This is a genomic window from Psychromonas sp. KJ10-2, from assembly GCF_047323255.1.
Taxonomy (GTDB): Bacteria; Pseudomonadota; Gammaproteobacteria; order Enterobacterales; family Psychromonadaceae; genus Psychromonas.
The window spans coordinates 997568-1011270 of sequence record NZ_CP178827.1 but is presented as its reverse complement, the minus strand read 5'-3'; the positions used below and the strand labels follow the sequence as shown (position 1 = coordinate 1011270).

The 13703-nt window shown below is 38.2% G+C and carries 7 protein-coding genes, 2 tRNA genes and 1 pseudogene; 6 read left to right on the top strand and 4 right to left on the bottom strand.

Translation table 11 applies throughout. The features are described from left to right. Positions 1–133: 133 nt before the first annotated feature. Positions 134–1052: pseudogene (gene folE2 / locus ACLKL2_RS04835) on the bottom strand (GTP cyclohydrolase FolE2). Positions 1053–1454: 402 nt separating this feature from the next. Here folE2 and arcB point away from each other — a divergent pair. Next, positions 1455–3698 carry an aerobic respiration two-component sensor histidine kinase ArcB gene (gene arcB / locus ACLKL2_RS04830; RefSeq protein ID WP_413693573.1) on the top strand — a complete coding sequence of 748 codons (2244 nt, stop codon included), beginning with the start codon at positions 1455–1457 and terminating at the stop codon, positions 3696–3698. A gap of 264 nt (positions 3699–3962) precedes the next feature. Here arcB and arcA read toward each other — a convergent pair whose 3' ends face one another. Next, a complete protein-coding gene (gene arcA, locus ACLKL2_RS04825) occupies positions 3963–4682 on the bottom strand; it encodes a two-component system response regulator ArcA (protein WP_113819780.1) in 720 nt (239 codons plus the stop codon). A gap of 518 nt (positions 4683–5200) precedes the next feature. Between arcA and thrA the strand changes: the two genes are divergently transcribed. The 4 genes from thrA to tesB all read left to right on the top strand — a co-directional run bounded on the left by thrA (position 5201) and on the right by tesB (position 10904). Then, complete coding sequence (gene thrA / locus ACLKL2_RS04820; protein ID WP_413694251.1) at positions 5201–7663, top strand: bifunctional aspartate kinase/homoserine dehydrogenase I; 2463 nt, start codon at positions 5201–5203, stop codon at positions 7661–7663. Positions 7664–7695: 32 nt separating this feature from the next. Next, complete coding sequence (gene thrB, locus ACLKL2_RS04815) at positions 7696–8652, top strand: homoserine kinase (protein WP_413693572.1); 957 nt, start codon at positions 7696–7698, stop codon at positions 8650–8652. Continuing rightward, positions 8649–9926, top strand: coding sequence for a threonine synthase (gene thrC, locus ACLKL2_RS04810; protein ID WP_413693571.1), 1278 nt, complete (start codon positions 8649–8651; stop codon positions 9924–9926). The genes thrB and thrC overlap by 4 nt, the downstream gene beginning before the upstream one ends. Positions 9927–9989: 63 nt before the next feature. Continuing rightward, entirely contained in the window at positions 9990–10904 is a 915-nt protein-coding gene (gene tesB, locus ACLKL2_RS04805) for an acyl-CoA thioesterase II (RefSeq protein WP_113819784.1), read from the top strand. 4 nt (positions 10905–10908) lie between these two features. On the opposite strand, the gene ACLKL2_RS04800 is transcribed toward tesB, so the two are convergent. Both ACLKL2_RS04800 and ACLKL2_RS04795 read right to left on the bottom strand, forming a co-directional pair. Then, positions 10909–10984 (bottom strand) — tRNA-Ala (locus ACLKL2_RS04800). Between the two features lie 177 nt (positions 10985–11161). Next, a complete protein-coding gene (locus ACLKL2_RS04795; RefSeq protein WP_413694250.1) occupies positions 11162–12784 on the bottom strand; it encodes a choice-of-anchor I family protein in 1623 nt (540 codons plus the stop codon). Positions 12785–13216: 432 nt separating this feature from the next. Between ACLKL2_RS04795 and ACLKL2_RS04790 the strand changes: the two genes are divergently transcribed. Then, positions 13217–13302: transfer RNA gene (locus ACLKL2_RS04790), tRNA-Leu, on the top strand. The last annotated feature ends 401 nt before the right edge of the window (positions 13303–13703 follow it).

Below are 13703 nucleotides of genomic sequence, written 5' to 3'. Positions count from 1 at the left end.
CTAAGCCATTTTTCCGGCGCAAAATTTAGAGCAGTTATTTAATACAATTGGTATAACCATTAATTCGTTATAGATATAAAAAAACCTCTGGTCATCACTGAGCAGAGGTTTTTGTTTATAGGCTAATTAATACTTAAGCTTGGTAGCCGTCTTTAATGCCTTTAGTTGTTACTGAAACTGCATCGTGAGCATGTAAGCTTTCGTAATGGTTTACACGTAACCAGAAGTCATCAAATAATTCCTGTTGGTTTAATGCAAACTTTAATTGACGAGCAGAATCTTCACAGAACATTAGGTTTTGACCGTTTAAGCGAGCAAATTCTTGTTCATCTTCACGCTTAACTGCTGCTTGAACTGGTGTTTTTAGCGTGGCTTCGATTAGGTCGATTAAGGCAATGATTGGGAAATTATCTGCTTCATTACTTAATTTAACTTTTACTTCAGCAACACTACGTTGGCTGTGTGGCGTTGCCACAATACCTTGTGTTGAACCTAACCAGGTTAAGATATCTTCTTTAGCAATATTAGCTTGCTCTTCATACTGCTTGCTGAATGCATCTTGAATTAATTGACGCGCTAATGCAGCAGAACATGGACAAGTTGAAGAGTAAGGAACATCTACTTTTAGTTCGAAATCAAATTCACCGTCGATTAAACGGCCTACAATAACAACCGGTAAGCTTTCCAACCACGTTTTTCACTGATTAACGATTTACGACGTAAATTGTAATCAAAGGCCACTTTTACATAAGCTTCAGAGCTTAAATCATGATGGCTCTCAATAAAACCACTTAACAGTGTTGTTAAGGTGCCCAGTGTTAATTCAGACTCTGTAGAAAGCTGATCCAATTGCAGGTACAAACGAGACATATGAATGCCTTTTGCTTGCGGGTCACCAGGTTTACGAATACTTCAGCTTTTGCGCTGACTTGTTGAGCAGGGCAATCATCTGTTTGTACCATTAACGGTAACTCAATATTACTCATACCAACGCGGTCAAGCGTTCCTTCAGTTTGAGCTTGTGCGCTATTTGCGATATCTGGCATTGCCATTCAATAAGGCTCCCTTCAACATGCTTTACATGGATAGATTATGAAAATTGAGCGCGCATTATAAACGGGTTCTCAACAATTAAAAACCATGAAATACAAAGGTTTTTTCAAACTGATTGATAATTTATACCAATACTTGTAAATCGATAGGCAAGACTTAAAAAAAGTGATTGATTTTATTATATTTAACCTCGGTTTGGATTTCCGGAAGTGAAACGCCACTTAAAATAAGATAGCTAAATAATTTTATATAGGCAGCCGTTTAACTAGCTGTCTCGACTCGCTTTTCTTACTCTGTGTTGAGGTTAATTCACAACTGTTTTGATTTGAAGAGGGTTAACAGTAAATAAAATCGGTACAATAGCGGAATAACTAGTTTGTTGATCAACAGAGTGAGGATGTGTGAGTTTACTTAACCTTAAAACCTGGGTGCATTATTATGTCGCGCTATTAAAGCGCCTTGGTCCAATCAAATTCAGCTTATTATTAGCTTTTGCCATTATTTCCGCTGATGCGTGTTTGCAGGTGATTATTACTCATGTGTTTTCAGAAGAGTTGGATCTCGCAGATATATTCCGCTCCTTTGTATTGGGTTTAATTATCACCCCTTGGGCTGTGTATTTTTTAAGTGTGGTGGTAGGGGATTTAGATAATGCCAGACAACGCCTAGCATTAACGGTACAAAAATTAGAAAATATATCCAAAGATGATAAAGCCAAAACCTCATTATTAGAGAATGAGATCCTAGAGCATCAAAAGACCCAACTGCAGTTAATAGAAGGTACTAGTTTATTACGTTCGTTCTTTGATACCTCGCCGGACCTTATTTTTCATTGTGATGTTGATGAACGTTTTGTTAGTTGTAATAAAGCGATGGGTAAATTATTAGGTAAAACCGAGGATCAGTTGGTGGGATTATCACCCAGTGATATTTTCCCTCCAGAGTATGCGCAAGCGGTGACAGAGCGCCACCACCGAGTGATTGAAACCCATCAAGAAGAGATCCATGCAACTTGGTTACAATACCCAAATGGTCAGCTTGCTTATTTAGAAATCCGTGCGTTACCGCTATTTAATACTCAACATGAGTGCGTAGGATTAATTGGTTTTGGTCGAGATATAACCGATCGTAAAAAACATCAAGAGTTTCTTGAAAAAGCCAGCCGTGACAAAACCACTTTCATTTCAACTATTAGCCATGAATTGCGCACACCACTGAATGGTATTGTGGGATTAAGTCGTATGTTATTGGATGAAAACTTTAATAAAGAGCAGATCCAGTATCTCAAAACCATCCATATGAGTGCTATTACCTTAGGCAACATCTTCAATGATATCGTGGATCTAGATAAGCTTGATAGAAGACGTCTTAACTTAGCGAATGATTGTATTACTGTGGATGATTTTATGAATGATCTGCAAAGTCTAGCGTATATTCAAACTGAGCAAAAACAGCTTCAATTAGTATTTGAGCAAGCTACAGATTTACCCAACTGTTTATATTCTGATGGTACCCGTTTACGCCAGGTGTTATGGAATTTGATAACCAATGCCGTGAAGTTTACTGACCATGGTAAAGTGACTATTCGCTGTAGTCATCAGGTGGATGGTGATAAAAAATGGTTACGATTTGAAGTGGAAGATACAGGAGTCGGGATCCCTGAAGATAAACTAGATAAAATTTTTGCTATGTATTATCAAGTAAAAGGTGAACGTCATGCAACGGGAACCGGAATTGGTTTAGCTGTTTCAAGTCAAATAGTAGAAGCGATGCGTGGTCGTTTAACGGTATCCAGCGAGCTGGGTAAAGGCAGTACATTCACACTTGAACTACCAAGTGCATGTTCACCAAAACAGGTTAAGTCACATTTTACTGCACCAACCTTATCGATCTTGTTAGTTGAAGATATCGAGCTCAATATTCTAGTCGCACGCGCTTTATTAGAAAAACAAGGGCACCAAGTTGATGTGGCGATGAATGGTCAAGAGGCCATTGATAAAGCAACTCAATATGAATATCAATTGATTTTAATGGATATCCAGTTACCAGATATGGATGGTTATGAAGTCACGCGCCGTTTACGTGAGATGAAACAGAGTTTACCACCGGTTGTAGCTTTAACTGCGAATGTATTTTCTAACACACAGCAATTTGTTGAAAAAGGGTTAGATGATGCCATTGGTAAACCGTTAAGTTTATCTTTATTGAATGCTATGTTAGAGCGTCACTTTAGTGATGGACGCGCCATCTCCTTAACCCAAAGCCATCACCCTGAAACTGAAGTGGCTAAAGCGCAGGCGACCTTATTTAACGAAGTTATGTTAAAAGAATTAATGGAGTTTTTACCGACGTCTGTGATGTTAGATAATGTCAGTCTGTTCGAAGGACTTATGCCAGAATACCTTGCTGTACTAGAAAGTCACATGGTGGCAAAAAATGAAAAAGGTATCGTTGATAAATCCCATAAAATAAAAGGGGCTGCTGCGGCTATTGGTTTATTACGTATACAAAATTTAGCGCAAAAAATGCAATCTCCTGAGTTACCTGCCTGGTGGGATAATATTGATGATTGGCATGAGATGATTAAAAGCTTGTACTTAAAAGATGTTGCTGAATTGAAAAAATGGATTGTAGCCAATGGTTAAGAGTCGTAATGCTATTTAATCTAACTTTGCTTATCTGCAGATACTAAAAAGGCTAACAAATTTGTTAGCCTTTTTAGTATAAAGTGAAGTGTAATACCAATCATAGTAAGTAACTGATCTATTTTACTTGTTAAAACAACTTATTTTTTCGTTGTAAGTTTCGTATAGGGAACACCATTTACATCAACTTACGCCTCAAACTAAGCCATTTTTCCGGCGCAAAATTTAGATCAGTTATTTAATACAATTGGTATAAAACGATGACTAGTTTTCTAACTCACCACAAAAACGATAGCCTTCACCATGGATAGTTGAAATAATTTCAGCTGATTCTGGCACTGTTTCAAAGTGTTTACGGATACGACGAATCGTGACATCCACCGTACGATCATGGGTTTTTAATTCACGTCCTGTCATTTTCATTAATAGGTCGGCACGTGTTTGAATCTTACCTGGATTTTCGATGAAATGCAGAATCGCTCTGAATTCACTGCGAGGCAATTTAAAGACTTGGCCATTAGGGCTAATCAATGAGCGGCTATCAATTTCTAATGTCCAACCACTAAATTTATAAGATTCTACTTTTTGACGAACCTGTTCAAAGTACAACTTGTCTTGCATGGTACGCGTTAATAAATTACGTGCACGAATGGTTAATTCACGAGGATTAAATGGTTTTGTAATGTAGTCATCGGCACCAATTTCTAACCCTAAAATCTTATCGACTTCATTGTCTCGTCCTGTTAAGAAAATTAACGCGATATTCTTATGTTCACGTATTTCTCGTGCTAATAACAAGCCATTTTTACCAGGTAAGTTAATATCCATGATAATGAGGTGGATATCATTATTGTTTAAGACCTGGTGCATCTCTTCACCATCATTGGCTTCAAAGACTTGATAACCTTCTGCTTCAAAAACACTCTTTAAGGTACTGCGTGTTACTAACTCATCCTCTACAACTAATATTTTAGCGCTAGACATGAATTGACTCCTATAAAATTAACAATATTTTCTCTACTTTGCCTATGGCAAGGTGGAGTGAAACTTTATCACCGATGTGGTTTGTTGGTTTTTTGAACAAAGTAGGGCGTTAATTACGAATGCGATCTAAAAAAACCTAGTTTCTAATGGTCAAAGTGTAATTACTTAACATATAGATAACAACTTATTATGTCGTTAAACAAGTGTTTTAGGTTATCTAATTGATATTTATCAATAGATTTGAGTGTTTAGTTAACATTTTGTTATTTGTTATGCGAATTAATTACAACCTATCTCTGTTGTTTGTTTCAGTCGGCAATAAGCTTTGATATAATCGAGGGATAATAGATTTAATGAAAATAACAAAAACACATGGATTTAACTTCAATTTTTCAGCTAAAACAACACAGTGCTGCATGTCGATTGCAGTGCGTTTGCTTTGTTGTGAAAAAGTAAAATCAATCTTTATAAAACCCGCTAGTGATGGCGGGTTTTTTCGTATTTATGCAGGGGGTACGATGCGCGTACTTAAATTTGGCGGGACTTCATTAGCAAATGCACAACGATTTAATCAGGTTGCTGATATTGTCATTAATAATCATCAACAATCTCAAATCGCACTTGTTTTATCAGCACCATCTGGTGTGACCAACAATCTAGTTGCGGTAGTAGAAAAGACCAGCCAAGGATTATCTGCGGATGAGCATTTAATTGCGATTCAAAAAATATTTTCAGAACTTATTCAAGGTTTAAAATCAACTTATGCTGAATTGGCCGATGAGTTATTACGCAATACCTTTGAAACTGAAATTGCTGAGTTAACTAAATTATTAGAGGGTGTTCGCTTATTAGGACAATGTCCTCCAAGTATTGAAGCGCGTATTCTAAGTAAAGGTGAAGTATTAAGTATTGCTTGTATGAAGCAATTACTTATTGCAAAAGGGCAAGAAGTAGAAACCATAGTTCCTCAACAAAAACTTATCTCCTTTAAAGGTGGTTACTTAGAAGCTCAAATTGATATTAAAGCATCACGTGCGTTATTTGAAAAAGAAGCGATTGTAGCCAATGCTATCTACTTAATGCCAGGATTCACTGCGGGCAGCCCTGAAGGTGAAACGTTAGTCTTAGGTCGTAATGGTTCAGATTATTCTGCAGCAGTATTAGCCGCTTGTTTGCGTGCTGAGTGTTGTGAAATTTGGACTGACGTTGATGGTGTTTACAGCTGTGACCCACGTTTAGTAAAAGATGCTCGTTTATTAAGTTCTTTAAGCTACGCAGAAGCGATGGAATTATCTTACTTTGGTGCAAAAGTATTGCATCCAAAAACCATTGCACCGATTGCACAACACAGCATCCCATGTCTGATTAAAAATACCCATAATCCACAAGCGGAAGGTACTTTGATTAGCTCACAAAAGAGTGACCAAAAATTACGTGTGAAAGGTATTTCAGACCTTAAAGGTTTGAGCATGCTGAGCATTTCTGGTCCAGGTATGAAAGGCATCGTAGGCATGGCCGGCCGTATTTTTACTACGGTTTCACGTGCTGGTGTGTCGATTATTTTGATCACGCAATCATCATCTGAATACAGCTTAAGCTTTTGTATCTATTCTAACGATACACAACAAGCGATTGATGCATTAACTGAAGAGTTTAGCTTAGAGTTTGAAAATAACTTATTAGAAGAAATCGATGTAATTGATAAACAAGCTATTATTTCATTAGTTGGTGATGGCATGAAAAAAGAGAAAGGTGTTGCGGCACGTTTCTTAATGGCATTAACCGATGCTTCTATTAATGTTACTGCCATTGCACAAGGCTCTTCAGAACGTTCAATTTCTGCGGTTGTTTCTGAGAAGAAAACTAACGAAGCGGTAACGGCATGTCATCATAGTTTCTTTAGCAAAGCACAATTTATCGACCTATTTGTTATCGGTTGTGGTGGTGTCGGTGGTGCATTAGTGGATCAAATTCACCGTCAACAAAGTTACCTAGCTGAACGCAATATTGCAATTCGTGTGTGTGGTGTAGCAAACAGCCGTGCCATGTTATTAGATGTAAAAGGCGTTGACCTAACAAATTGGCGTGACCAGTTAAAAGATGCTACTTCAGAGCTGTCATTAGTTTCAATGAAAGCCTTGGTTGATGGTTCACATATCATCAACCCTGTGATTGTTGACTGTACAAGTAATGATGCAATCGCAGCGCGTTATGTTGACTTTTTAGGTGCTGGCTTCCACGTGGTAACAGCCAATAAGAAAGCCAATACAAGTAGCATGGATTACTACAACCAACTACGTTTAACTGCGTTAATGAAGCGTCGTAAATTCTTATACGATACAAACGTTGGTGCAGGTCTACCGGTTATTGAAAACATGCAAAACTTGTTTAATGCGGGTGACAGCTTAGTTAAATTTAATGGTATTCTATCTGGCTCTTTATCTTTCATCTTTGGTAAATTAGATGAAGGTCAGTCGTTCTCTGATGTAACTACTGAAGCGCGTAATATTGGTTTTACTGAACCCGATCCACGTGATGACTTAAGCGGTACTGACGTAGCTCGTAAGTTACTGATTTTAGCTCGTGAAGCAGGTATGGAATTAAGCTTAGATGACGTTGAAGTAGAGCAAGCTTTACCACCAGGTTTTGATGACACTGGTACAACTGATGAATTTATGGCGCGTTTACCAGAAGCCGATGCTTACTTTAAAGAGTTACAAGACAAAGCGAATGAAGAAGGTAAAGTACTGCGTTACATTGGTAGTATTGAAGATGGCAAATGTAAATGTAGTATCATGGCGGTTGATGAAAATGATCCGTTAAATAAAGTAAAAGATGGCGAGAATGCCTTAGCCTTTTATAGCCAATATTACCAACCAATTCCGTTGGTATTACGTGGTTACGGGGCAGGTACTGAAGTAACTGCAGCAGGTGTCTTTGCTGATGTATTAAGAACATTAAACTGGAAACAAGAGTTTTAATATCAACTCTTATCAGGAACAGGGGTTTTAAAATGTCTATTGTTGTTTACGCTCCCGCTTCAACAGCGAACGTGAGTGTAGGATTTGACGTATTAGGTGGGGCATTGACTCCTATTGACGGCGCACCATTAGGTGATCGCGTTAAAATTACTAAAGGTGATTACGGATTCTCACTGCAATGTGTAGGTCCGTATTCACATAAGTTACCAGAAGACTATAAAAGTAATATTGTTTATGATTGTTATTTAGCTTACCAAGCTGCACTAACAAAAATGAATAAAGAGATTTTACCAGTGTCGCTAACGCTAGAAAAAAACTTACCTGTAGGCAGTGGTTTAGGATCTAGTTCAAGCTCTATTGTAGCAGCATTAGAAGCATTAAACGCATGGCATGATTACCTGTTAGATGAGCATACTATGCTTAGCATAATGGGTGATATGGAAGGTAAAATCAGCGGCAGTGTGCATTATGATAATGTGGCGCCTTGTTACTTAGGCGGTATGCAGTTAATGATTAATGAAGGTGGTGAAATCAGCCAAAAAATTCCTTCATTTAAAGAGTGGTATTGGGTTGTAGCTTATCCAGGGATTGCTATTTCAACCTCGGCTGCACGTGATATTTTACCATCACAATACCGTTTATCAGATGCGTTAACTTACGGCCGTCGTTTAGGTGCCTTTGTTCATGCATGTCATAGTGATCAACCAGCATTAGCAGCAACTATGCTGAACGATGTTATTGCTGAACCGTATCGTTCACAATTGATCCCAGGTTTTGATGCTGCACGTGTTTTTGCAAAACAAAGTGGTGCACTGGCGATGGGTATTTCAGGTTCAGGCCCAACGGTATTTGCAGTGATGGCTGATTTAGCACAGGCTGAATTATTAAAGAATTGGTTAACAGAAAACTTTATTCAAAATGAAGACGGTTTTTGTCATATTTGCCACCTTGATGAACAAGGTGCGCGCGTGTTAGGAAAAGAGTTATGAATTTATACAACATCAAAGACAACAGTGAACAAGTCAGCTTCCAACAAGCTGTAAAACAAGGACTAGGACGTGGCCAAGGCTTATTCTTTCCTGACACTATTGCACCATTAGATAATATCGATGCACTATTAGAAATGAACTTAGTGGATCGTTCAACTGAAGTATTATCACACTTAATTGGTGATGAACTAAGCAAAGAAACAGTGCACAGTATTGTTGCTAACGCATTTACTTTTCCTGCACCAGTAAAAAAAGTAACTGATAATATCAGTGCATTAGAGTTGTTCCACGGCCCAACGCTTGCGTTTAAAGACTTTGGTGGTCGTTTTATGGCGCAATGTTTAGCGTCGTTTAAAGATGATGGTAAAATTACTATCTTGACCGCAACTTCTGGTGACACAGGTGCGGCCGTTGCACATGCTTTCTATGGCATGGAAAACATCAACGTAGTTATCCTGTATCCAAAAGGAAAAATCAGCCCATTACAAGAGAAACTATTTTGTACACTAGGTGGTAACATCTCTACTGTTGCTATTGAAGGTGATTTTGATGATTGTCAGGCAATGGTTAAACAAGCATTTGATGATCAAGAGTTAAAACAAGCAGTAGGCTTAAACTCTGCTAACTCGATTAACATCAGTCGTTTATTAGCGCAAATTTGTTACTACTTTGAAGCCTTTGCACAATTAGATGCACAACAACGTGAAAACTTAGTGGTCTCTGTGCCAAGTGGTAACTTCGGTGATTTAACGGCTGGTTTATTAGCTAAAGCATTAGGTTTACCGATTAAACGTTTTATTGCTGCGACAAATGAAAACGATACCGTGCCACGTTACTTGAAAGAGGGCACATGGGCACCGAAGAAAACCGTTGCAACTTTATCCAATGCAATGGACGTGAGCGCACCAAATAACTGGCCACGTATTGAAGAGTTATTCAAAGTGAAAGGGTGGTCTTTAGCTGAATTAGGTTACGGTAAGTTATCTGACGAAGAAACGAAGAAAACATTGATCGCAATGGATAAGCTAGGTTATGAATGTGAACCGCATGGTGCGATTGCATACCATGAACTAGCTGCACAACTGCAAGAAGGTGAAACAGGTTTATTCTTATGTACTGCTCACCCAGCTAAATTCAAAGAGAGCGTAGAAGAGATTCTAGGCCGTGATATCTTCATTCCAGAAGCCTTAGCATCTCGTGCAGATTTACCATTATTATCAAAAGAGTTCCCGGTTGATTTTGCTAAAGTACGTGAATTGTTAATGTCTTTGTAGAATGAACTAACCTTTTTAGTATTAAATTAGGGCGTATTACACGCCCTTTTTTGGGAGTAAAATATGGGTAAGGTATTAAACGATCTATTAGGTCAGTTAAGTTTAGAAAAACTAGAAGAAAACTTATATCGTGGACAAAGCCAAGACTTAGGTTATGGCGCTGTATTTGGTGGCCAGGTGATGGGCCAAGCAATTTCAGCTGCGAAAGAAACGGTACAAACTGATCAACAAGTCCATTCTTTTCATTCTTATTTTTTACGTCCTGGTAAAACAGACCAAGCGATTGTGTATGACGTAGAAAGAATTCGTGACGGTAAATCACTGTCTGCAAGGCGTATTAAAGCAGTCCAAAATGGTAAGCCTATTTTTTATATGACTGCTTCTTTTAAAGCCACTGAAAAAGGCTTTGAACATCAAGATGAAATGCCTGATGCACCTGCGCCGGAAGATCTTATTTCAGAGCAAGAGATGGCTCTACTGCATTCCGATATGTTACCCGCTTTTATCCGCGATAAATTAGTAGCAGAAAAACCCATTGAGATGCGTCCTGTTACCTTAGTAAATCCTGTTGAGCCTGATATTGAGCCACCTAAACGCTTAGTTTGGTTTAAAGCCAATGGCCGTATGCCAGATGATTTACGTGTACATCGTTACCTGCTTGCTTATGCATCAGACTTTAACTTTTTGCCCACTGCATTACAGCCGCACGGTGTGTCGTTTTTAGATGAAACAATGCAGGTGGTGACCATTGATCATTCAATGTGGTTCCATCATGATTTTCGTTTAGACGAGTGGTTATTATATGCAGTGGAAAGTTCTGTCGCTTCAGATGGTCGTGGTTTAGTAAAAGGACAGTTCTTTACCCGTGAAGGTAAATTAGTCGCGTCTAGTGTGCAAGAGGGGTTGATACGTCAGCACCGAAAGGCAAAACCAGTGATTAAGGTTCCTGTAGAAATGGCTGCTTCGAAGGGGTCTTAAAAAATGGTGGAGCTATGCGGGATCGAACCGCAGACCTCAACGCTGCCAGCGTCGCGCTCTCCCAGCTGAGCTATAGCCCCACTAAATAAAAGCAGGTAAAACCAAAACAGATAAAACTAAAGTAGTATTATCTGTTGTCCACATCATACGTTAAATGAATGACGTAGCACAATAGTTTTATTTAAATAAGGGCTATAAATCAATGTGCTACACCTATTTTTGGTTGAATATTGTACAGTTTTGGCTGCTTCTTAGTTTTATTGTTTGCTTTCTATACGGTAAAAGCGTGTTGTGCCGCTTACTTCATTACCAACAATTAAGATAGGTGTGCCAGTTGGGCTCGCTTTAGCATCAACGAATTTGAACCCTTCAGGTCCTAAATCCCCCGCATCTACTTGGTAGGTTGCAAATCCTTGCTCATTTTTATTTTTCTTATTGTCTTTTGGATCAACAGACATATCTCGACTATTAAGATACTGGATAAACTTAGCTTGGTTTGGTTGGCTAATGTCATACACCATAATGCCACCCATTCTTTCTAAACCAATAAAAGCATAGGTTTTGTTATTTATGGTGGCAACGGTTAATGCTTCTGGCTCTGGGCCTTTTTTAGCACTTCGATCTTCGGCTTTCAATTTACTGTGGCTCTGATTAAACTGATTGCCGTATTTCTCTGCGGTAATACGTTCAAAATCACTGCCTGAGTCAAATACCATTGTATTGCTATCCATATCCCAAATAGAGAAAGAACGGCCACCAAAGGTTAATAGACGATCTACTTTGCCATCCCCATCTAAGTCACCGTACTTAAGCGTCATTGAATGTGAGAATTTAATTCGGTTAACTGTATTGGCTAATGATCCACCCTTGGCAAAATGAGTTAGGTCTAACTGCGAGCTAGATAATTTAGGTTGATAAACATCACTAGAAAATGCATCTTTTAATTTAATATCATCGGCACAACTTTGATCTTCTAAGTGGTAATACAAATGGCCTTGTTCACATTCCGCTTGTGATAAACCACTTACCCAATCGCTGCGGTCATCACCTTCATTGGCTGTAAGAAGGTAATCAATACCATTAATACGGGCTGTTGCTATAGAGTCTGGTTGATACATACCCAGTAAGGCTTGGTTAGTTAATAATGCTTTTTTATCTTTATCGTTTCCGTCTAGTTCATTGCCCGCTAATAGATGATCTTTCAAACCTAGGGCGACTATTCTTTCAATACGTTTCTGTTTAAGGTCAATAATGGCGATTGCGTTGTTTTCTTGCAGGGCAATATAGGCCTTTGTACTGTCTTCATTAACAGCGATATATTCAGGCTCTAGGTCTTGTGAAACCGTTGCTTGATAACCATTAAATAATACACCTTGAGGTAAGGTATTATGGCGACTAGCTCCTCGATTAAAGGCGCTAAAGTTGAGCAATTGTGTTGTTGTGATTAACCCTTGGTTGTGCCAATCAATATCGATTATCGCAACTTCGCCTTCAGGGTCAATGGCATAGTTTTTCTCACTAGGTTCGCCTTCAAGCGCAACAAGCAGTTGTTTACCATTGGGGGTAAAAGTCACCATATCAGGTAAAGCACCTAAGACTTGTGCTGAAATAAAGCTAAGGTCTTGTGTGTTATAAAATGCAACCCAGCCTTTATCGGTTTTATTTTTTGCTTCAATAGCCACTGCTAATAACCCATCATAAACAGCGACACTATTGGCTGCGCCAGCTTGTGCTTTGAGATGTTGTTTAATATCTGCTTTTACGTTTAGGTGTTTAGCTAAGAGAGGGCGATCAATATCTTGGCTATTTATCACATCTATTTGCCCAGATTGAGCATTCACAACAAAGGTTTGTTGTGTTTTTTTATCAAAGCTAACAATCTCTGCTGCGCTTTGATCAAAGATATTAGCGTGATATCGGCCAGCCTCGACTAATTTAATCGATGATGTTTTTGTTCAGCAATACTTGTGTGGCTTAACAGGGTGGAGCAAAGAATAACGGAAGTAATTACATTATATTTCATGGTGCTTCTCTAAGTAGTCAGTGTCTAACTAATAATATGGGGCTAATGTATGACAGTTTTATTATTTTGTTTTAAATCGTTTTAGTCGGGGCGGGTAAAAAAGTCTAGAACACACCAGGTTTATCTCCATATGTCTAAATATGAAACAATAATTGTTCTTTTAATATCAATATGTTGAAAATGTAAGCGGTCAGTTAATTATTTCGTTTTTATTACCGTTTAGGGGTTGTGCTTAGCCGTAACTTCTCTATAATACGCCTCACTTGCTTGAGAACACTTTCAAAGCAACGCCTGGGTGGTGAAATCGGTAGACACAACGGATTTAAAATCCGTCGCTTAATAGGCGTGCCAGTTCAAGTCTGGCTCCAGGCACCAATTCTAAGAAAAAGCTTCGCAATCGCGAAGCTTTTTTTTGCCTCTTATTTGTCCTTATTTTGCTATTACTTTTACTTTCTCGCTTTTAAACAACGTAAGCATCAATTTTTCAATTTCACATTATTTATAATCAATGACTCACTTAGAATATTGTTTTATAGACCTTTTGGTTCTAATCAGTTAAATTTGATTTCAATGCTTTATCATTAATAAAATATGATTTCTATATGTCATATTTAGTAATTTTGTCTAAAATTACAGCACAGTGATCTTAATCGAAGTAGAAAAATTTTAAACAGCTCCGTTTTTAGTTACTTTCCGAATATATTGTTAATTGGATTTATTGATCTTATTAGGCAGTTTTTTGATCTTGTTGGAGTGGTAGTAGGGGGGCAGTTTGG

Coding starts and splice junctions, on each gene's coding strand:
- arcA (WP_113819780.1), bottom strand. CDS start 4,682: ATGTCTAGCGCTAAAATATTAGTTGTAGAGGATGAGTTAGTAACACGC.
- thrA (WP_413694251.1), top strand. CDS start 5,201: ATGCGCGTACTTAAATTTGGCGGGACTTCATTAGCAAATGCACAACGA.
- thrB (WP_413693572.1), top strand. CDS start 7,696: ATGTCTATTGTTGTTTACGCTCCCGCTTCAACAGCGAACGTGAGTGTA.
- tesB (WP_113819784.1), top strand. CDS start 9,990: ATGGGTAAGGTATTAAACGATCTATTAGGTCAGTTAAGTTTAGAAAAA.
- thrC (WP_413693571.1), top strand. CDS start 8,649: ATGAATTTATACAACATCAAAGACAACAGTGAACAAGTCAGCTTCCAA.